17 protein-coding genes and 1 other RNA gene are annotated in these 19587 nt (G+C 62.1%); 8 read left to right on the forward strand and 10 right to left on the reverse strand.

The genetic code is table 11. From position 1 onward, the window contains the following. Window positions 1–214 precede the first annotated feature (214 nt). Window positions 215–1066 carry an N-acetylmuramoyl-L-alanine amidase gene (locus HP556_RS12375; RefSeq protein ID WP_175367187.1) on the forward strand — a complete coding sequence of 284 codons (852 nt, stop codon included), beginning with the start codon at window positions 215–217 and terminating at the stop codon, window positions 1064–1066. Here HP556_RS12375 and HP556_RS12380 read toward each other — a convergent pair. Further along, a complete protein-coding gene (locus tag HP556_RS12380; RefSeq protein ID WP_175367188.1) occupies window positions 1063–2322 on the reverse strand; it encodes an RNA polymerase sigma factor in 1260 nt (419 codons plus the stop codon). The genes HP556_RS12375 and HP556_RS12380 overlap by 4 nt on opposite strands. Before the next feature lie 4 nt (window positions 2323–2326). Further along, window positions 2327–2677, reverse strand: coding sequence for a YciI family protein (locus HP556_RS12385; protein ID WP_068732310.1), 351 nt, complete (start codon window positions 2675–2677; stop codon window positions 2327–2329). A gap of 199 nt (window positions 2678–2876) precedes the next feature. Between HP556_RS12385 and rnpB the strand changes: the two genes are divergently transcribed. Beyond that, window positions 2877–3361, forward strand: an RNA gene (gene rnpB / locus HP556_RS12390) — RNase P RNA component class A. Window positions 3362–3441: 80 nt separating this feature from the next. Here rnpB and HP556_RS12395 read toward each other — a convergent pair. From HP556_RS12395 to HP556_RS12415, 5 genes are all read right to left on the reverse strand, one after another. Then, a complete protein-coding gene (locus HP556_RS12395) occupies window positions 3442–4170 on the reverse strand; it encodes an alpha/beta hydrolase (RefSeq protein ID WP_175367189.1) in 729 nt (242 codons plus the stop codon). 95 nt (window positions 4171–4265) lie between these two features. Continuing rightward, complete coding sequence (locus HP556_RS12400) at window positions 4266–5225, reverse strand: AraC-like ligand-binding domain-containing protein (protein ID WP_175367190.1); 960 nt, start codon at window positions 5223–5225, stop codon at window positions 4266–4268. Window positions 5226–5432: 207 nt separating this feature from the next. After that, window positions 5433–7235, reverse strand: coding sequence for an ABC transporter ATP-binding protein (locus HP556_RS12405; RefSeq protein ID WP_175367191.1), 1803 nt, complete (start codon window positions 7233–7235; stop codon window positions 5433–5435). A gap of 401 nt (window positions 7236–7636) precedes the next feature. Continuing rightward, window positions 7637–9220, reverse strand: a complete 1584-nt coding sequence (locus HP556_RS12410) for a DHA2 family efflux MFS transporter permease subunit (RefSeq protein WP_120289032.1) — start codon at window positions 9218–9220, stop codon at window positions 7637–7639. A 14-nt stretch (window positions 9221–9234) separates the two neighbouring features. Then, on the reverse strand, window positions 9235–10467 hold the full coding sequence (locus HP556_RS12415; RefSeq protein ID WP_175367192.1) for an HlyD family secretion protein: 1233 nt from the start codon (window positions 10465–10467) through the stop codon (window positions 9235–9237). A gap of 184 nt (window positions 10468–10651) precedes the next feature. Between HP556_RS12415 and HP556_RS12420 the strand changes: the two genes are divergently transcribed. Then, entirely contained in the window at window positions 10652–11284 is a 633-nt protein-coding gene (locus tag HP556_RS12420; RefSeq protein ID WP_175367193.1) for a TetR/AcrR family transcriptional regulator, read from the forward strand. 9 nt (window positions 11285–11293) lie between these two features. Here HP556_RS12420 and HP556_RS12425 read toward each other — a convergent pair whose 3' ends face one another. Beyond that, window positions 11294–12544: an extensin-like domain-containing protein gene (locus tag HP556_RS12425; protein ID WP_175367194.1), complete on the reverse strand. Its 1251-nt coding sequence runs from the start codon at window positions 12542–12544 to the stop codon at window positions 11294–11296. A 467-nt stretch (window positions 12545–13011) separates the two neighbouring features. Between HP556_RS12425 and HP556_RS12430 the strand changes: the two genes are divergently transcribed. From HP556_RS12430 to HP556_RS12450, 5 genes are all read left to right on the forward strand, one after another. Continuing rightward, the gene (locus tag HP556_RS12430) at window positions 13012–14022 is read left to right on the forward strand and encodes an ABC transporter substrate-binding protein (protein WP_175367195.1); all 1011 of its coding nucleotides are present in this window, start codon (window positions 13012–13014) and stop codon (window positions 14020–14022) included. Between the two features lie 172 nt (window positions 14023–14194). Continuing rightward, entirely contained in the window at window positions 14195–14995 is an 801-nt protein-coding gene (locus tag HP556_RS12435; protein WP_093760554.1) for an ABC transporter ATP-binding protein, read from the forward strand. A 1-nt stretch (window position 14996) separates the two neighbouring features. Further along, complete coding sequence (locus HP556_RS12440; protein WP_175367196.1) at window positions 14997–15851, forward strand: ABC transporter permease; 855 nt, start codon at window positions 14997–14999, stop codon at window positions 15849–15851. Window positions 15852–16069: 218 nt separating this feature from the next. Then, window positions 16070–16765: a L,D-transpeptidase gene (locus HP556_RS12445; RefSeq protein ID WP_089267363.1), complete on the forward strand. Its 696-nt coding sequence runs from the start codon at window positions 16070–16072 to the stop codon at window positions 16763–16765. Window positions 16766–16839: 74 nt separating this feature from the next. Continuing rightward, entirely contained in the window at window positions 16840–18390 is a 1551-nt protein-coding gene (locus HP556_RS12450; RefSeq protein ID WP_175367197.1) for a DUF4403 family protein, read from the forward strand. Between the two features lie 100 nt (window positions 18391–18490). On the opposite strand, the gene HP556_RS12455 is transcribed toward HP556_RS12450, so the two are convergent. Next, window positions 18491–19033, reverse strand: coding sequence for a PRC-barrel domain-containing protein (locus tag HP556_RS12455; RefSeq protein WP_175367198.1), 543 nt, complete (start codon window positions 19031–19033; stop codon window positions 18491–18493). A gap of 79 nt (window positions 19034–19112) precedes the next feature. Next, window positions 19113–19490, reverse strand: coding sequence for a PRC-barrel domain-containing protein (locus HP556_RS12460; RefSeq protein ID WP_120289287.1), 378 nt, complete (start codon window positions 19488–19490; stop codon window positions 19113–19115). Window positions 19491–19587: the final 97 nt, after the last annotated feature.

Below are 19587 nucleotides of genomic sequence, written 5' to 3' on the forward strand. Positions count from 1 at the left end.
CTTAGCGTTAAGAAAGCGTTGATGGGTTGGAGAGCAGTCGATCAATTGCAAGTGCCGGTTTCATCGTAGTGCTGATGCTTTAAGCCCACAGTGGATAAAAATGGGGCAAAACTGTCATGCAGTCGTTGCATAGCAAGGTGCCGGTCGAGGATAGTACGCGCCTGCGGCACAACCGATATGTGTCGCTGTTCTCGTGACTGATTTGAGTTTTCTGATGGCTTCACCTACGTCCGCACCCGCTGGATCCGACTCCAAGCGTCAACGCGCCCTCCCGATTCCCAAGGGCGCCGCGGACATGCCGACCTTTACCCCGGATTCATCCGTCGTTTCCGACGTGATCCCGTCGCCGAATTTCGGTGAGCGTAACAAGGGCCTCGTGCCCGATATGATCGTGCTGCACTATACCGGCATGCCCGATCCGGAAGGCGCGATCGCGCGCCTGTGCAGCGCGGGCACCGATGTCTCTGCGCATTACATCGTGCTCGAGGACGGCCGCATCGTGCAGACGGTGCCGGAAGCCAAGCGGGCCTGGCACGCCGGCGTCGGTTTCTGGGCCGGCGAAGAGGACATCAATTCCTGCTCGATCGGCATCGAGATCATCAATCGCGGTCATGACTGGGGCTATCCGGATTTTCCGAGCCGGCAGATCGCCGCCGTCACCGCGCTATGCCGCGGCATCATGCTGCGTCATGACCTGCAGCCGCATCGCGTGCTCGGTCATTCCGACGTCTCGCCTTCGCGCAAGAAGGATCCCGGCGAAAAATTCCCGTGGCACTCGCTGGCCAATTCGGGCGTCGGACACTGGGTGATGCCGGCGCCGATCGTGCGCGGCGAAACTATGAAACTCGGCACTGCAGGCGACGACGTACTGGCGCTGCAGCATGCATTGGCGCGCTATGGCTACGGCATCGAGACCGATGGCCAGTACAATGCTCCGACCATGGAAGTGGTCACCGCCTTCCAGCGCCATTTCCGTCCCGAGCGCGTCGACGGTCTCGTGGATCACTCGACGCTGACCACGCTGCAGGCCCTGCTCGCCAGCCTGCCCAGCGAAGCGACAGCCTAGATCTCCGGATCGGTCATCTCGTCCAGCTCAGCCAATCGCCGCGCGTAAAGCCGACGCAATGGCTCAAGTTGTGTGGCCGCACTGGCCCGATGATACGCATCGCGGGCGGCATCGCGCCGGCCAAGACGGCGCAACAGGTCGGCGCGCACGGCCGGCAGCAGATCGTAGCCGTCGAGTCCGCCCCTCGCCTGCAATGCGTCGACCAGATTCAAGGCACGCAGCGGACCATCGACCATGGCCACCGCGGCGGCATGGTTGAGCTCGATCACCGGCGATGGCCTGATCCGCAGCAGGACTTCGTAGAGCCCGGCGATCTGCGGCCAGTCGGTGGCTTGATAGCTTGGCGCCTGCGCATGCAGCGCCGCGATCGCGGCCTGCACCACATAGTCATCGGGTCGGCCCGGAGCGTGCAACGCGTCCTCGACCAGCCGCAATCCCTCGGCAATCTGTTGGTGATCCCACAGCGACCGATCCTGCGCTTCCAGCAGCACGATATCGCCATCCGCCGTAGCACGACCGGAGCGGCGCGCGTCGTGCAGCAGCATCAGCGCCAGCAGGCCTTTGATCTCGCGTCGCTGCGGCATTAGCGCATCAAGCAAACGAGCCAGCCGGATTGCTTCCCGCGCCAGGTCCGGCCGCATCAGATCGTCACCTGACGTGGCAACGTAGCCTTCGGTGAAAACCAGATAGATCACGGCCAACACGCCGCGCAGGCGCTGTTCGAGCGCATCCAGCACAGGCACTTCATAGGGAATTCCGGCGATGCGGATCTTCTGTTTGGCACGCACCAAACGCTGCGCCATGGCGTCTTCGCCGATCAGAAACGCCCGTGCCACCTGAGCGGTGCTCAATCCACAGACGGTCCGCAGCGTCAGCATCACCTGCACCTCCACGGCGAAAGCCGGATGGCAGCAGATGAAAATCAGCCGCAACATGTCGTCGTCGAGAACGGCGTCATCACAGCGATCGTCATTTGCGCACGCATTCAGCAACAGCTCGTGCGTCACCTGTTCCTGCTTGCCGCGAAACGAGACCTGACGCCTGACACGGTCGATCGCCTTGTTGCGCCCGACATTGACAAGCCACGCACGCGGATTTTCCGGCGGCTCGGCGGCGGGCCATTTTTCAAGCGCAACCGCGAAGGCATCCTGCAGCGCATCTTCAGCCAAATCGAAATCGCCGACGAGGCGGATCAGCGTCGCCAGCGCGCGACCCGCCTCGTTGCGAAAGATCCTGTCGATTTCGGCCAGCGTCATGGTGTCAGTTATAGACCCAGATCGGCCGCACCTCGATTGAACCGACCCGCGCACTGGGAATCCGCGCCGCAATCGCCAGTGCGGCATCGAGATCCTTGGCGTCGACCAGATAGTAACCAGCGAGCTGTTCGCGCGTCTCGGCGAACGGACCATCGGTGGTGAGCATCTTGCCGTCACGCACCTGCACCGTGGTCGCTGTGGTTGTCGGTTGCAGCCGGTCACCGGCCTTGAAATTGCCGCTCTGGACGATGGACTGGGTGAACGCGCCATATTCCTCAAGCATCTTCTTGCCTGTGGCGGCGTCCATTTTCGCGTATTCGGCTTCGTTCTGGTAGATCATCAGCAGATACTGCATTGCGTTCTCTCCTCTTGAGCGGCGCATTCGCCGTGACATGGGCATGATCGGGTCCGAAAACTGGTTGCCACTTTCCGGGATCATGCGGTCAGTCGAACGAACCGGCAGCAGAACGACATCTTCAGGATAATTTATTTTGGCAAAGACTGCGCGCGTTCCTGGCTTGACGCCACGGCCCTGAGCCTCCATGCCTGTGCCGTCAGTCGGCTGGACGGCCGCTCCCGCTACGGTCGAAAGGCTGCGGGAGAGGAAAGTCCGGGCTCCATCGACATACGGTGCCGGATAACGTCCGGCGGGGGTGACCCCAGGGAAAGTGCCACAGAGAACGAACCGCCCTCCTACGTCCCTTCGGGACTTCGGCGCGACAGGCCTTCGGGCTCGCCACGCCGTAGCAGTGCAAGCTGCGAAGGCGGGTAAGGGTGAAAAGGTGCGGTAAGAGCGCACCGCGTATCCGGCAACGGAAACGGCATGGCAAACCACACCGGGAGCAAAACCGAATAGGGACGGCAAAGCAGTCAGTTCGCTCACCTTGAGCGATAACACTGCGGGGCGATGTCTTGCTCGCTGTCCGGGTAGGTTGCTTGAGGCCATAGGCAACTATGGTCCCAGAGGAATGGCCGTCACGTATCGCCGGTGCAAATCGGCGATGCCCTACAGAACCCGGCTTACAGGCCGGCTGATAACTTTCTGAACAACGAAGGGCCCGGCGCAAAACGCCGGGTCCTTCGCCAGTTTTGGCGCCGATGACCGCACCGAAATCTGCTTCAGTCCCGTCCTGCCTGAATGATCGCCTCTGCGAGGCGTGCAGGATTGCTGAAGAACATTTCATGGCTACCCGGACATTCGACCAGCCGAAACAGACCAAGACGTTCGGATAGTCGGGGATGCCATGGCAGGCTGTGTGGCAGCGCAATGTCCTGCTGACAATTCACGTAGGATTTCCCGACCGCAAGTTCGGCGAGAGGCTTGCTCAGCGAAATCTTGTCGGTGAATGTCTTGTAGGGATGCGGATTGAGTTGCTCATAGGCTGACTTCGCCAGTCCGAAATCGGCATCGTTGATGAAAGCGTCGCGCCAGATTTCGAACGGCAGCATCACCGCGTTGTTGTTGGCGGCAGCGATGGAATCGAACAGGCCAAGGTAATGCGGCGGCACCATGTCGTTGAGCGACTGTCCGTCCAGCGGAACGAAGGCGTTGACATAGACCAGCCGCTTGATGCGTTCTGCCATACGGTCCGCGACGCCCGAAATCACCATGCCGCCATAGCTGTGTCCGACAAGGCGTATGTCCCGCAGATTTTCTTTCTCGATATAATCCGCGATCGAAGCGATGGCTTGCGTCAGTCCAACACTGCTGCGGTCGTCATTTGCGTTGTTGCCAGCGACCGTCGGGCAATGAACCACATGCCCGCTCGCACGCAGATGACCGGCGACCGCGTCCATCTCCTGTCCCGTGTGCCAGGCGCCGTGAACCAGGACGTATAGATCTGCCATGCAATCCTCCCGATGTTTCCCGGACATTCATAATCACTGACATGCCGGGCAGATGGCCGGATAGTGCCAGCCCAATCGACGATTTGCGTCACAGGCTATCGTCGGCGCCTGAACTCGCCAGGTGTCACACCCAGATATTTGCGGCACTGGCGGATAAAGTGTGATGGATCCGTCAGGCCGACCTTCTGGCCGATGCCACCGATACTCACACGGTCGAAGCGCGGCTCGGCCAGCATCTTGCGGGCCATCGACATGCGGCAATCGGCGAGCAGCCCGCTAAAGGTCACGGACGCGCTGGCGAGACCGCGATGCAGCGTGCGCTCCGAGATTTGCAGTTGCGCGGCAATCGACGCTGCAGTGAGGCCGGGCTCGGCATAGCGTTCGCGCAGAGCGCGACGAATCCGATCAATTAGCGCGGCCGTGCCGGAGGTCTCCGCCGGCGACTGCGTCACATCGCCTTCCAGTGTCAGAGCCAGCAGGGCTCCCAATTGATCGACGAGGAGAGGCGCCGGCAGCGGACTGCGAACGGCCAGCTCCGGTGACCATTGCCGGACGAAGCCGCTCAGTGCCAGTCCCCAGCCAGACTGTCCATCAATCACCCGGCCAAGATGCTGCTCGGGCGCGGTAAGCCAGCGCTCGACCCATCCCATCGGCAGCTCCAGCGAAATCGTGTCCGACGTCACCGGAAAATGAAATTCATAGGGGCGCCGCGAATCCACCAGGAGAAGATCATGGGGGCGCAACATCGCCGTTCTCTCGCATTGCATGGCCGACCAGTTCCGGTCGGTCTTGCAAAGCAGATAGTAAAAATTGGACTGGCCGCGCGCGATGGCGCGTCTGGTGCGATAGACATGCTGGGGATCGCCTCGAACTTGATTGACCCCAATCACATCGAGCTGCCCGCGTTGTAGTTCGGACGCAAAGCTCGCGGGCGCGAGGCTGGCGATATCCATCTCCAGAAAGCCTTCGCAGACCGCGGAAATCCAGTAATCCAGCCGTCGTTCCGGCTCGACGAGAGCAGTCGACCATGTCTGAATGTCCGGCGAGCAATCCATCGTCGACCCCCAATACGGTCTATACTGGTCGCAGGATCGACAGAGTGTTGCGCAAAGCAGGAACTGTCAACGACATCCGATTTTGCGACGACGGGCGTCACCGTGCGGGTGTCGCCACGATCGGCTCGCCCACGGGGGACGAACGCATTCACGACATGCGCCGAAATGCGAACGAGGGCCAACGGCGGCCCCCGTTCCTTCCTGATATCATTCCGCGGCGGCGGTGCGATCGAGATCGAGCACCTGACGCTCGAACAGACCGCGATAGATGCCACCCGGTCGCGCCGTGAGCGTGGCATGGGTGCCCTCTTCCGCGATATGCCCGTGATCGAACACCAGAATGCGATCGAGGCTGCGCACCGTCGACAGGCGATGCGCGATCACGATCGAGGTGCGGCCTTTCATCAGCCGCTCCATCGCCTCCTGGATCAACGCCTCCGACTCTGAATCGAGGCTCGATGTCGCCTCGTCCAGAATAAGTACTGGCGCATCCGCGAGAAACGCACGCGCCAGCGCGACACGCTGCCGCTCGCCGCCCGACAGTTTCACACCACGCTCACCGACCAGCGTGCCGTAGCCTTTCGGCAGCCGGGTGATGAAGTCATGCGCATTCGCCAGCCGTGCCGCCTGTTCAATCGCCGCCATGCTGGCGCCGGGCCGGCCATAGGCGATGTTGTCGGCCAGCGAGCGGTGAAACAGGATCGGATCCTGCTGCACGATCGCAATCCGGCTGCGCAGCGACTCCTGCGTGACCTCCGCGATGTTCTGACCATCGATCATGATGCGACCACTCGAGACATCGTAGAGCCGCTGGATCAGCTTCACGAAGGTCGTCTTGCCGGAGCCTGAACGCCCAACCAGACCGACGCGTTCGCCGGCGCGGATGTCGACCGACAGCCCGTCATAGAGCGGCGTGGCATGACCGCCATAGTGGAACGTCACGTCGTCGAACAGGATGCGCCCGCCGGTGATCGCAATGGGCTGCGCATCCGGCGCATCGGCGATGCCGAGCGCGACATCATGAATCGCGACAAGCTCCTCCATGTCGTTCACCGAACGCTGCAGGTTGTTGATGTGCATGCCGACATCGCGCAGATAGCCGTGGATCACAACGTAGCTCGTCAGCACATAGGTGACATCGCCCGCCGTGGCCTGTCCGTCCAGCCACAGCCACAAGGCGCCGCCGATCACCGCCGTGCGCACGCAGAGCAGCACTGCGAGCTGCACCGTGCTCGTGGTGTTGTAGCGATACCATGTCCGTGCCACGCGCACGCGCCAGCGGCCGACGACCTGCCCCAGCCGACCGTCCTCATGGCTTTCCGCGCCGAAGGATTTCACCACGGCGTTACAGGTCAGGGCATCCGCCAATGTACCGCCGACCTTGGTGTCCCATGCATTCGACACGCGCGCAGCCGGCGCGATGTAACGCGTGGAGAACCACACGGTCATGGCGATATAGGCCACCGTACCGACAGCGATCACACCGCCCAGCGCCGGCCAGTGCCAGCCGAGCAGCAGCATCGAGCCAAGCAACACCACCAGCGACGGCAGCAGCGCCATCAACAGCGTGTCATTGAGCAGATCGACTGCCCACATGCCGCGCGTGACCTTGCGCACCGTGGAGCCCGCGAAGCTGTTGGCGTGCCAGTCGGTCGAGAAACGCTGCACGCGCGCGAAAGCCTCGCGCGACAGATCCGACATGATGCGCAGCGTGAACGGAACGATGGCGTGGATGCCGAGCAGCCGCAGCAGCATCGACGTCGCGCCAAGCGCCACGATGGCGCCAAAGGCTGTGAATGCCGCCTGCCGGGCTGCCGGATCGGCGCCGCCTTTGGTGACGGCATCGACCAGTTGCCCGGAGAACAGCGGCATAAACAGATCGGCCACCGTTGCGCCCAGCAGACCGACAGCAACTGTGGCCGCGCGTCCGGGCTGCCGGAACCAATGCCGGATCACGAAAGGGATCACCACGCGGATAGCGGCGGCGCGGTCCTTCGATTTCAGAGTCATGACTTCATCCGGCAGCGCCCCTGCGCAGACCGGCTCCATGGTTTGACGCGCAACGGCGGGGCCGAGCGCGAGCGTCCTAAAAGTACAGAAACGGGAAAGATCAGGATGGTCGGGACATCAGGCCCGACCGGCAGAGGCGGAACCGGGGCTCAACGAGCCCGCATAAACCCGCATGCGTGCACCGAACCGAGAATTCCGGAGAGCAGATCAATCGACTTCATGCAGACTCTCCCTCGGGTTCGAGCAATGGAAGGTAGTTTTATAGATGTGCCGCCGACTTTTGGCAACATGATGGCCAGCTTCAATCGCTGATTGGCGATAGAACCGCTCCAGCCGCTCTAGCTTTTTGTTTTGACGCGTTTTCTTGACGCGAACCGGCATCCACTTCGCTCGAAAACGCTCTAGTGCCCGCCGCCGGCATTGGCGGGATTGCTGGGCTTGTTCAGCAGCATCACCATGAGGCTGAGACCGACATAGAACACCGACAGCGCGAAGAACGCATCGCCAAAGCTCATCACGACGGCCTGACGATGCACGATCTGCGACAGCTGCTTCATCGCCATGCGCGACGCGTCCCCCATACCCTGGAACTTCTGGGTGAACATGTTGAGCATCTCGACCGCCTGCGCATTGCCCCAGGTGACCTTGTCGTGCAGCCGGGTGATGTGGAAGTCGGTGCGGTGATCGAGCACGGTGTTGATCAGCGCGAGGCCGAGTGCGCCGCCAAGATTGCGCGTCAGGTTGAACAGGCCGGAGGCGTTCTTCAGCATCTGCGGCGCCAGCGTGCCGAGCGCGATATTATTGATCGGCACCATGGCCATCATCATGCCGATGCCGCGCAGGATTTGCGGCAGCAGCAATTCGTAGAAATCGAAATCGCGCGTCACCCATGTCATCTGCCAGGTGCCGGCAGCGAACAGCACCAATCCCGTCATGATGAGATAGCGCATGTCGATCTTCTGCATCAGACGCGCCACCAGCGGCGCCGTCAGGAACATCGCCACACCCGAGACGAACATGGTCTCGCCGATCATCAGCGCGCTGTAGCCGCGGATCTCCGCGAGATAACGTGGATAGAGATAGGTCAGGCCGTAGAGGCCGATGCCGACGCAAAACGAGAACAGACAGCCCAGCGCGAAATTGCGATCGGTGAAGGCGCGGATGTCGACGATGGGTTCCTTCGCCGTCAGCACGCGCCAGAAGAAGGCGATGGCCGAGAACAAGCAGATCACCGCGAAGATCGCAATCGACGTGTCCTGGAACCAGTCGTTACGCGGCCCCTCTTCCAGCACATATTCCAGCGAACCGAGGAAACCCGCCATGAAGCCGAGGCCCCACCAGTCGAAATGATCGAGCAGTTCGAAATGCGGCTCGTCGAAATCCACCAACGCGAGCACGCCGATGGTAATGCCGATGCCGGGGACCACATTGATGAAGAATAGCCAGTGCCATGACAGCGCATCGGTGATGTAGCCGCCCACCGTCGGGCCGATGGTCGGCGCCAGCGTCGCGACGAGACCGATGATCGGGCCGACGATGTGGAATTTGGAGCGCGGAAACACCGTATAGGCCGAGGCGAACACCGTCGGGATCATGCCGGCGCCGAGGAAACCCTGGATCGCACGCCACAGGATCATCTGCTCGATCGACGAGGTGAAACCGCACATCAGGCTGGCGAAGGTGAATCCGGCGGCGGAGATGGCGAACAACAAGCGTGTGCCGAGCGCGCGCGAGAGGAAACCGGACAGCGGGATCGCGATCACTTCCGCGATCAGATAGGCCGTCTGCACCCAGGAGACTTCGCTGGACGACGCGGACAATCCGGCCTGGATTTCAGACAGCGAGGCCGAGACGATCTGGATGTCCAGGATCGACATGAACATGCCGAACACCATGATCAGAAACGCGATCAGGCGTTTCGGCGCGACATAGTCCGCAGCCGGAGCGGCCGGCGGTGCGCCTGACACGGTGGTTGTCGTGGACATCTGCTTGCCCTGACTTAGCGCGCGGGCTCTGCACCCGGCTTGGTATTGACGCGGACATAGACCGACATGCCGGCGCGCAGCAGGTTTTCCTTGGCGACGTCAGCCGGCACCCTGAGACGTACAGGCACGCGCTGCACGATCTTGGTGAAGTTGCCGGTGGCGTTATCCGGTGGCAGCAGCGTGAACACCGAGCCTGCGGCTGGCGCGAGGCTTTCCACCGTGCCTTCGATGGCGCGGCTGCTATCGGCATCGAGCTCGATCGAGACCGGCTGACCCGGCTTCAGGCGGCGCAGCTGCGTCTCCTTGAAATTGGCATCGATATAGACGTCGTTGAGCGGCACGACATTGCCGAGACGCTGGCCGGCGCTGATGAAATCGCCGGTCGACACGAGGCGGTTCGAAAAGATGCCATCCACCGGCGACTTCACGGTGGTGAAGTCGAGATCACGCACGGCCTTGTCCAGCGCGCTCTGCAATTCGGCGAGCTGCGCACGCGCTTCGTTCTGCTGCGCCTTTGTCACTTCGACGCTGCTTTTGGCGGAGTCGACGGATGCCTTCGCGGCCTTGACGGCAGCCGAGGTCTGATCACGGTTCGACTGCGAGGTCTCGTAGACCGAGCGCGAGGCAAAACCCTGCTTGCTCAGCGTTTCCTGACGGTCGAATTCAAGCGAGGCGCGATTGGCAGCCGCATCGGCCGATGCGAGTTGGGCCTGCGCCTGCTCGACGGCGCTTTCCTGCGCGCCGACCTGACGGCCGATCCGTTCGATGGTGGCCTTCTGGGTGTCGATCTTGCGCTTGGCGGCATCGACGGCGATGCGATAGTCGCCGTCATCGATCCTGAAGATCACCTCGCCGGCCTTCACCGCGACGTTGTCGCCCGGCAGGATCTGCGCAATGTGGCCCGATACGCGCGCACCCAGCGTGGTGTTGCTGGCGCGGACATAGGCGTCGTCGGTCGAGACGATGAAGCGGCCGACCAGATAATAGTTCACGCCATAATAGACGCCTGCGACGGCGAGCAGCGCGCCGACACCGAGCAGCACTTTTTTCTTCTTGCCGGATTTTGGCGCAGAGGTCTGCGCGGTCGCGGCCCGTGCTGCTGTAGAGGGCTGTTCAGGTGCGGGCGCATCCGCAGGACCGCGGGCTGCGGGTTCATCCGCTGCGGGCGACACGACGCGCACCGGCGCGCTGTCAGTCTCGCCTTCGGGGCGAATGATACGGGCAGCCTGGTCGCGTGGTCCGGCCATTCCGGCCTCCTCAAACGTGAGAATGCGGACACCATCGGACATGCCGGGTCCCGCTTGCTGCGGCAATATGTAAATTGACCGAACGGTTCGGTCAAGATAGAGTTTGGCCAGTTCATCACGATTTCGCGTTATTCCGGTTTCATCGCGGGCGATATCCCGCTGATTCATCGAACAGGCTGAACGAATGGTTGCCTCCCACCCTGCCCCCCTCTCGCCCATAGGCGAGGAAGACAGCGCCAAGCGCCGCCAAATTCTCGACGGCGCGCGAAAAGTCTTCCTGGATCTGGGCTTCGACGGCGCCAGCATGGGCGAGATCGCGCGTGCCGCCGGCGTCTCCAAGGGCACGCTTTATGTCTATTTCACCGACAAGAGCGCGCTGTTCGAGTCGATCGTCGAGCAGGAGAAGCTCGAACAGGGCAAGGCCGTCTTCAACCTTGACCCGGAACGCGATGCGGTGACCACGCTCGGCGAGTTCGGCCGCGCCTATATTCAGTTGCTGTGCCGGCCCGGCGGCGGCTCGGCGATCCGCACCGTGATGGCGATTGCGGAACGCATGCCCGATGTCGGCAAACGCTTTTATGAAGCGGTGTTGGCACACGCGATCCGGCAGGTCGCGACCTATCTCGATGCCCGCGTCGCTGCGAAGGAACTGGAAATCAAGGATACCGAACTGGCCGCCGCGCAATTCATGATGTCCTGCCAGGCGACGCTGTTTCAGCCCTTCATCTTCCAGGCCAAGCCGACACCGACGCGCGGGGAGATCGACAAGGTCGTCGACAGTGCGGTGCGGATGTTCCTCGCGGCCTACCGCATCTGACGAGCCGGCCTATTCGTTCTCGTAGAAGTCCTCGTCGTCAGGCGATTTGCGCGTCGACTTCTTGGCCGTGCGCCCGATCGAGCCGGTCACGCCGCCGTAGTCATTGTTGTTGCGACCGGCATAGGGATTGCGACTTTGCGCGCGTGCGGCAATCTCCTCGCCCGACACGGCCGCCGGCTGGCAGATCACCGGGCGCTTGGGCCGGCGCATCAGATCCACGTGAATGTGATCGTAGTGATAGACGTTGGAGCCCGGCGCCAGCACGGTGTTGAAGACTTGGCACGCGCCGCCCTGGATGTCGCGCAGGAAGCCCTGCTCTTCCGGCATGCCCTTCCAGCCTGCCTTCACCGAGACACTGCGACCATCGGCGAGGACGAAGGCGGAGATATCGAGCGCATTGCCGAACGCATGCTCGGAAATATGCGCGCGCGAATTGCCGTTCATGCCGCGGCACGAATAAGCGGAGATCTGCTTGATCTCGGCGACGCGGACGCCGAACCAGCGCATCGCTGCCGGCTGCACGGACTCCGCGAGCCACTTGTCGAGTGCCGAGACGATCGGACAGGCCAGCGTCGCCGTCGGTTTCACGACGACGGGGCCGACCGAGCCCGTGACATTGCCCTGTCCCGGTCCAAGACGCTGTGGGGCATAGTCCTGCGGCGGCTGGCTCTGCTGCACACCTGAACTATAGCGGCCGTAAGGCGCGCGCGGCTGCTCTTGCTGCGGCGCGCGCATCGTCTGCGGCGAACCTTCCGGCGGCAATTCGATTTCGTCTTCATTGTCCGGCGGCACGCCCGGCGCGTTTAGCGAGATCGGTCCGTTATTGGGTGCGCCGCCGTAAGAGGAACCGCCATAAGATGGCTGCTGCGGCGCGGCAGCTTGCGGATAGGAATTCGGATAGCTGCTGGCGGGACGCGCCATGGTCTGTGGCTGCTGCTGCACCGGCCAACGTGGCTGGCTTGCACCGCTGATGCCGCCAGGCGGCCGCAAGGTTTCATCGGCAAAACCATAGCTGCTGCTGGCCTCGCCAAGAGCTGCGACCTTCAAGGGAAATTCTGCGCCGCAGACGCCGGGCCCGGAAATCGGGTTGATCCGAACGAGATCAGCGCCCTCTTTCACCGTGCCGGATTTGAGACATGCGACTTCTGCCTCGGCACGCCATGGTTCACGTTCCTGGGTCTGAAACAGACCGCGTCCGCAACCCGCAAGCGAAACAAGGACGACGGAGCCGACGAGATACAAACGAACTCTGCGCGTCATTCGCGCAAGGTGGTCGAAATGTTTTAAAGACTCTTCAACGCATTGAATTCACGTTTGATTTACCATGTTGCCGACGCTCGTACCGCTACGGCAGCAGTTGGTCGACTTCCTTCTCTTTTCTGCGGGAACGGACTGCCAGCTTTCGCGTTACTCCGCGCGACAACGTCAAAGGGAGGGTTCCCATGACTATGTTCGGCCAACTGAGCGTTGTGGCCGCCTATGCGGCAATCGCCTTCGTCGGCGCTATCGTATTTGGCGTGCTGTAGAGCCCTAATCCCATAAAGCTTTCTCACCTATGGCGTCCGCTCTCCCGAGCGGGCGCTTTTTGCTGTTGTGACCTGCCAATAGCCGATTGACAGTTTGACGCAGGCCGGGGCCTGATGCCCCCGTTGCGAGCGCTTGCGCGTGGACCGGGATGACCGCCCGCGCAGTAGACCAGCGCCAAATTCAGAAGTCAGGAAACGCCTATGCGCAAATTCTTTGCCGCAGCCATTGCGGCTGTATCACTCGCCGCTGCACTTGCAGCCCCTGCTGCGGCGCAAACCCCGATCAAGATCATGGTTGGCGGTATCGACAAGCAGATCTATCTGCCGGCGAAACTCGCGGCGCAGCTCGGATTCTTCAAGGAACAGGGGCTCGACGTCGAACTGTTCAACTCCACCTCCGGCTCACAGGCGGCGACCGCCCTGCTCGCGCGCGAAGTGCAAGGCGTGGTCGGTTTCTACGATCACACCATCGACTTGCAGTCCAAGGGCAAGTTCATCACCTCGGTGGTGCAATTCGCCGTCGCGCCTGGCGAAGTCGTGCTGGTGAAAGCCGCCGACGTCGACAAGCTGAAGGATCCCGCCAACTGGAAGGGCCAGGCGCTCGGCGTCACCGGCCTCGGCTCTGCCACCGACTTCCTGACCCGCGCGCTCGCCGCCAAGGCGGGACTGAAGATGCAGGACTACACACTGGTGCCGGTCGGCGCAGGCGATACGTTCCTCGCTTCCATGCAGCAGGGCAAGATCGTTTCCGGCATGACCACGGAGCCGACGGTGGCGCGCGCTGTGAAAAACGGCACGGCCAAAGTCGGCATCGATCTGCGCACACCGGAAAGCACCCGCGCTGCACTCGGCGGCGATTATCCGGCCGCGTGTCTCTATATGGACCGCGCCTGGATGGAGGCGAACAAGGAGACGGCACAGAAGGTCGTCAATGCCTTCGTGAAGACGCTGAAGTGGATGAATACCCACTCGCCCGAAGAGATCGCAGCTCAAATGCCGAAGGACTATTATGCCGGCGAACTCGATCTCTATGTGCAGGGTCTGCGCGAAGGCAAGCCGCAATATTCGGTCGACGGCATGATGCCTGCTGGTGCACCGGAGTCGGTGCTGAGTGTGCTGAACAGCTTCTCGCCCAACCTCAAGGGCAAGACCATCGACCTGGCCAAGACCTACACCACGGATTTCGTGGTCAAAGCCAACGCGACGAACTGAGGCCCTTCTCCCCTCCCCCTTGCGGGGAGGGGCCGGGGGTGGGGGTAGCCACAAGGGACGTCACTTGTGGACCCCCCTCCCCGACCCTCCCGCGCAAGGGGGGAGGGAGCAGAACGAGCGCGCTTTACCCGCGGACTTCAACAACGACTCTGATAATAAAGCAAATGCAATCATGAATGCTCCCGCACCCTCCGCCGTCGCGCTGAAGAACGTCGCGCGCCGCTTCGTCACGCCTTCGGGTGACGTTCTCTCCGCGCTTGAGGATTTCGACCTCAGCATTGCACCCGGTGAATTCATGGCCGTGGTGGGCCCGACCGGCTGCGGCAAGTCGACGACGCTCGGACTGATCGCCGGGCTCGCCCGCCCGCAAGGCGGCGAGGTCACATTGTTCGATGCGCCGGTGACCGGTGTTGATCGGCGCGTTGGCTTCGTGTTCCAGCAGGATGCAGTGTTTCCGTGGCGCGACGTGCTCGGCAATGTCATGGCCGGACCGCTATTTCGCGGTGTCCCGAAAGACAAGGCGGAGGCTACCGCGCGCGACTGGATCATTCGCGTCGGCCTGAAAGGCTTCGAGCATCATCATCCGCATCAGCTCTCCGGCGGCATGCGCAAGCGCGTGGCGCTGGCGCAGACCTTCATCAACAATCCGCAGGTCCTCTTGATGGACGAGCCATTCTCCGCGCTCGACGTGCAGACCCGCGAACTGATGCAGGAGGAATTGCTGCAGCTCTGGGCGCAGGCGAAATCGGCGGTGCTGTTCGTAACGCATGATCTCGACGAGGCGATCCTGCTCGCCGATCGCGTCGCCGTGCTGACCACACGACCGGCGCGCGTAAAGTCCGTCCACACCATCGACCTGCCGCGTCCACGCGATGTCGCGACGCTGCGCTATGACGAACGTTTCATCGCCATTGCGCGAAAGATCTCTGACGACCTGCGCGAGGAAGTATTGCGCGCACGGGCAGGACACTAGAATGACCGAGACAACAGTGACCGCCCCCCTCGCCGCCGACGGCCGTATCGAGACCGCCGTCCAGCGCCTGCGCCGCCATCAGCGCCTCGTGCTGGTACTGCGGCTTGCCGTTCTCGTATTCCTGATCGGTGGCTGGGAATTCGGCGTCCGCCTTGGCGTGATCGATCCGTTCTTCTTTGGCCAGCCTTCGGGCATCGTCACCAAGCTGATCGACTGGACCGAAAACGGCACCTCGATCGGCCCGCTGTGGAAGCAGATCTGGGTGACGATCTACGAGGCCGGCGCCGGCTTCCTGATCGGCTCCGCCATGGGCATCCTGTGCGGCATCGCGCTGGGCCGTAACCAGCTCCTGTCGGACGTGTTCTCGATCTACATCAAGGTCGCGAATTCGATCCCGCGCGTCGTGCTCGGCTCGATCTTCATCGTGGCCCTCGGCCTCGGTGCGGCATCGAAGATCGCACTCGCCGTCGTGATGGTGTTCTTCGTGGTATTCGCCAACGCCTTCCAGGGCGTGCGCGAGGCCGACAAGAACCTGATCGCCAATGCGCGCATCCTCGGCGCCAGCAACTGGCAAATGACCCGCGCCGTGGTGCTGCCCTCGGCGCTGTCCTGGATTCTCGCCAGCCTGCATGTCTCGTTCGGCTTCGCGCTGGTCGGCGCCATCGTCGGAGAGTTTTTGGGTGCCCGCGAAGGCATGGGACTGCTGATCGCGACCGCACAGGGCTCGTTCGATTCCAACGGCGTGTTCGCCGCGATGATCGTTATCGCGATCGTGGCGCTGCTGGCCGAATGGATCCTGACCATGATCGAGAACCGGCTGCTGACATGGCGCCCGGATACCACCGTTAACGAGTGACCACTGAAGCCCGGCGCGCTTGATTCAAATCAGCGCGCCGGCGGTCATTCCCGGTGCAACAATGTTGTCCGCCTCCCCCCGCGACGACACATTTCCCCGCCGCGACGAAACCGTTTTGCAGAATTGACGCAAATCTCCTGAAACGGCCGCTGGGTACATCTCCTGCCAACGAGGCGCCGAACGGGCGCTCATTCACAGGCGCTCAAACGGAGATTCCCATGATCACCCTCGCTTCTTTCGAACGAAAAATTCGCCGTGCTGCCGTCGCAATCGGCGCGCTCCTTGCCGGCGCATTCTCCTTTGCCCATCCGGCAGCCGCAACGCCGCTGCCGCTGTTTCCGTTCTTCATGGCGCCGCCGGTCCAGAGCGAGCCTGCGCCCTATGTGCAGTCGCCGCAGATGGATGACGAGCGCTCTGCCATCGAACAGCCCGCGCGCTTCAGGCGGCAGATCGTCAACTATCCGACCCGCGAGGCCGCCGGCACGATCATCGTCGATACGCCGAACACCTATCTGTATTACGTGCTCGGCAACGGTCAGGCGCTCCGCTACGGCATCGGCGTCGGCCGCGATGGTTTCACCTGGTCAGGCGTGCAGACCGTGACCCGCAAGGCCGAATGGCCGGCATGGACCCCACCCGCTGAAATGATCGCACGCCAACCCTATCTGCCGCGCCACATGGCCGGCGGTCCCGGCAACCCGCTCGGCGCCCGCGCCATGTATCTCGGCGGCACCATCTATCGCATTCACGGCACCAATATGCCGGAGACCATCGGCACGCAGGTCTCGTCGGGCTGCATCCGCCTCACCAATCAGGACGTGTCGGATCTGTATTCCCGCGTCACCGTCGGCACCAAGGTCGTCGTGCTGCCGATGGATCGCCGTGCAGACAGCGCAAGCGGCAAGCGTGGCTAAAGTCGGGCACGGTTCATAACTGGCGCGCGTCACCACAGCATTGTAATGTCCCCGCGTTTTCGAGCGGGGACATCATGCGTCTGAAACCAATTCTGATCGGCGCGGTGCTGGTCGCCGTCTTTTTCGTGGTCGCACTCAAGGTGATGGACTACGTGGCACCGCGCGGCGCTGGCCCGGCGCCGGTGCTGGTCGCATTGCCGCCACTGCCGCCCTCACCCGCACGCAGTTCAAGCATCATCGCGCCGGTCGCCATTGCACTCACCGCGATCCGCGATGCCGCCGACCGCGGCGCGCCGCGCAGCTTCAGCGGCACAGCTGACAATCCTGTACAGCAATTGCTGCAGGATGCCGATATCAAGTGGACCGCCGCACGCGGTCCAATCGCGGCGACCGGCGCGCAGGACACGCTGACCATGTCCACGCCACTGAGCGGCACGCTCAATGTCACCGGCGCCATCTCGACGAATGTGCGCGATGCGCTGGGCGGCGCGCTCGGCAACCTGCTCGGCGGCAATGTTGCCAAGCAGCTTGGCAACATCAACATCAAGAACGTAAATGCCAATGCGGAAATCCGCGGCAATGTGGTGGTCTCGGCGCAGCCGCGGCTGACGCCGAACTGGCGGATCGACCCGAACCTGACCGCTCAGGTGACACTCGGCGACACCAACGTCGCGGTCGCCGGTGCCCGCATCAATGTGCCCGCGCAGGTCAAGCCGATGATCGACAATGCGGTCAACGAGCAGATCATCGCCCTGCAGCAGCGCCTGCGCAACGATCCCGCTTTCGAACAGAATGCCCGGCGCGAATGGGCCAAACTCTGCCGGTCGATCCCGCTGCAAGGTGCGAGCGCATTGCAGAACCTGTTCATCGAACTGAAGCCGACGCGTGCCGTCGCCGCCCAGCCGCGCATCGATGCCAGCAATTTGACGCTGACACTCGGCGTCGAGGCCGAAACACGCGTGACCTCAACACAGACGCAGCCAAATTGTCCGTTCCCCGCCACACTCGCCATCGTGCCGCCCGGCCCCGGCAAACTCAGCATCGGTGTGCCCGTGGACATGCCTTTCACTGAACTGAATAAGATCATCGAGGCGCAACTCGTCGGCAAGACATTCCCGGAAGACAATTCCGGCGCGGTCGCAGTGACGGTGAAGAAGGCAACTGTCTCGGCATCCGGCGACCGCCTGCTCATCTCGTTGCTGGTGAATGCCAAGGAGAAGCAGAGCTGGTTCGGTCTTGGCGGCGAAGCAACCGTCCATGTCTGGGGCAAGCCTGCGCTCGATCAGGCGGCACAGACGCTACGCTTTACCGATCTGGAACTTGCCGTTGAATCAGAAGCGGCCTTCGGCCTGCTCGGTGCGGCAGCTCGTGCAGCCATGCCATTGCTACAGAAGACGCTGGCCGAACGTGCAACCATCGATCTAAAGCCCTTTGCCTCGAACGCGCAAAAGAAGATCGCCGCCGTCATCGCCGATTTCCAGAAGAACGAAAACGGCATCCGCGTCGGCGCCGAGATCAGCAGCCTCCGCCTTGGCGGGATCGCCTTCGATTCCAAAACACTCCGGGTGATCGCGGAAGCCGATGGCGCCATCAATGTGAATGTGACGGCCTTACCGGGGCTGTAGATTCAACGCGATGACGCGGTGAAGAGCGCACCCGCAAAACGGGCGCGCCCTTATCGTCAGCTTACTGGTTCTTGGCTCGCGTTACGTGGCGCAAAAGGCCTTACATCGCATACTTGAACTCAGGCATCGCCTTCAATTGATCCTTGCTGGCGCCGCTGAGCACGGCATGGTCGGGGTACCAAGGATTAGCCTTGGCGGCTGCGGGAGCTGCACCCGAGGTGGCTGCACCCGTGGTCATGCCGCTTGGGGGCGAGGTCGACTTCATGCCCGACGAACCGCCAGTTGAAGACGCCATTGTTGCGACCGGCTCGTTCACGAATTTGATCTTGTCATAAGGCACGGCGATCAGGCGTTCGCCGACACCGAGGAAACCACCGACGCCGATCACCACCGCCTTGATGTTCCCCTGCTTGTCGGTCAGGAGATCGTTGATCGAGCCGAGGCTCTCATTGGCTTCGTTATATACGCTCAGACCGACCACCTTCGATGTACGCCAGTTGCCATTGAACGTCGTATCAGATGCGGTGACCGGCGCAGCTGCCGGGGCTGTGGTTGTCGTAGTTGCGCTCGGGCTCTGCGCGAAAGCTGCGGTTGCCAGCAACGCCGAACCAACGATACCAGCCGTCATGTATTTCTTGAACATATGTTCCTCCTGTCGTTGTGGGTCGTCCAAAACCAACGCGGAGGTACAATGACTGTTCCGGTTCCACCGAAATCGGTCGTTAGAATTCGCCCCAATAGGGTGCGACGCCGTAGTGGCGATGCAGCGCTTCTTCCTGCGACCTGTCGCCCCAGTCGAATTCGCGTTTCTCGGTGAATGACGGCGCGCTGCGCAATTCTTCTTCGCTGATATCAAGTTGATACGCATCGAGCGTGCGATTGAAGGTCAGCCGCGCCCAAGGTAGCGGCAGCAGGTTCGAACCGAGGCCGAGAAAGCCGCCGAAGCTGAGGATGGCGTAGGACACTTTGCCGCTGATCTTGTCGATCATCAGACGTTCGATATGACCGATGCGTTCGCCATTCGGACGTCGTACCGCCGTTCCCTCGATCCGGTCGCTCGCAATCAGGCTATGCGGCTTCGTCATGACGTCGGGAGTCATTGTCGCCTCCATAAATCAATTGAAGGGGTAACAATGCCCGGACGTGTTCCTTGTTCCGGCAATAGCGCAAAAGTGACCTGCACAAAAGAAACCACCA

Source organism: Tardiphaga robiniae (assembly GCF_013359755.1).
GTDB classification, from domain to species: domain Bacteria; phylum Pseudomonadota; class Alphaproteobacteria; order Rhizobiales; family Xanthobacteraceae; genus Tardiphaga; species Tardiphaga robiniae.

Excerpts from the sequence above, each read along its gene's own strand:
- HP556_RS12375 (WP_175367187.1), top strand. The coding sequence starts at position 215 with ATGGCTTCACCTACGTCCGCACCCGCTGGATCCGACTCCAAGCGTCAA.
- HP556_RS12380 (WP_175367188.1), bottom strand. The coding sequence starts at position 2,322 with ATGACGCTGGCCGAAATCGACAGGATCTTTCGCAACGAGGCGGGTCGC.
- HP556_RS12385 (WP_068732310.1), bottom strand. The coding sequence starts at position 2,677 with ATGCAGTATCTGCTGATGATCTACCAGAACGAAGCCGAATACGCGAAA.
- HP556_RS12395 (WP_175367189.1), bottom strand. The coding sequence starts at position 4,170 with ATGGCAGATCTATACGTCCTGGTTCACGGCGCCTGGCACACGGGACAG.
- HP556_RS12400 (WP_175367190.1), bottom strand. The coding sequence starts at position 5,225 with ATGGATTGCTCGCCGGACATTCAGACATGGTCGACTGCTCTCGTCGAG.
- HP556_RS12405 (WP_175367191.1), bottom strand. The coding sequence starts at position 7,235 with ATGACTCTGAAATCGAAGGACCGCGCCGCCGCTATCCGCGTGGTGATC.
- HP556_RS12410 (WP_120289032.1), bottom strand. The coding sequence starts at position 9,220 with ATGTCCACGACAACCACCGTGTCAGGCGCACCGCCGGCCGCTCCGGCT.
- HP556_RS12415 (WP_175367192.1), bottom strand. The coding sequence starts at position 10,467 with ATGGCCGGACCACGCGACCAGGCTGCCCGTATCATTCGCCCCGAAGGC.
- HP556_RS12420 (WP_175367193.1), top strand. The coding sequence starts at position 10,652 with ATGGTTGCCTCCCACCCTGCCCCCCTCTCGCCCATAGGCGAGGAAGAC.
- HP556_RS12425 (WP_175367194.1), bottom strand. The coding sequence starts at position 12,544 with ATGACGCGCAGAGTTCGTTTGTATCTCGTCGGCTCCGTCGTCCTTGTT.
- HP556_RS12430 (WP_175367195.1), top strand. The coding sequence starts at position 13,012 with ATGCGCAAATTCTTTGCCGCAGCCATTGCGGCTGTATCACTCGCCGCT.
- HP556_RS12435 (WP_093760554.1), top strand. The coding sequence starts at position 14,195 with ATGAATGCTCCCGCACCCTCCGCCGTCGCGCTGAAGAACGTCGCGCGC.
- HP556_RS12440 (WP_175367196.1), top strand. The coding sequence starts at position 14,997 with ATGACCGAGACAACAGTGACCGCCCCCCTCGCCGCCGACGGCCGTATC.
- HP556_RS12445 (WP_089267363.1), top strand. The coding sequence starts at position 16,070 with ATGATCACCCTCGCTTCTTTCGAACGAAAAATTCGCCGTGCTGCCGTC.
- HP556_RS12450 (WP_175367197.1), top strand. The coding sequence starts at position 16,840 with ATGCGTCTGAAACCAATTCTGATCGGCGCGGTGCTGGTCGCCGTCTTT.
- HP556_RS12455 (WP_175367198.1), bottom strand. The coding sequence starts at position 19,033 with ATGTTCAAGAAATACATGACGGCTGGTATCGTTGGTTCGGCGTTGCTG.
- HP556_RS12460 (WP_120289287.1), bottom strand. The coding sequence starts at position 19,490 with ATGACTCCCGACGTCATGACGAAGCCGCATAGCCTGATTGCGAGCGAC.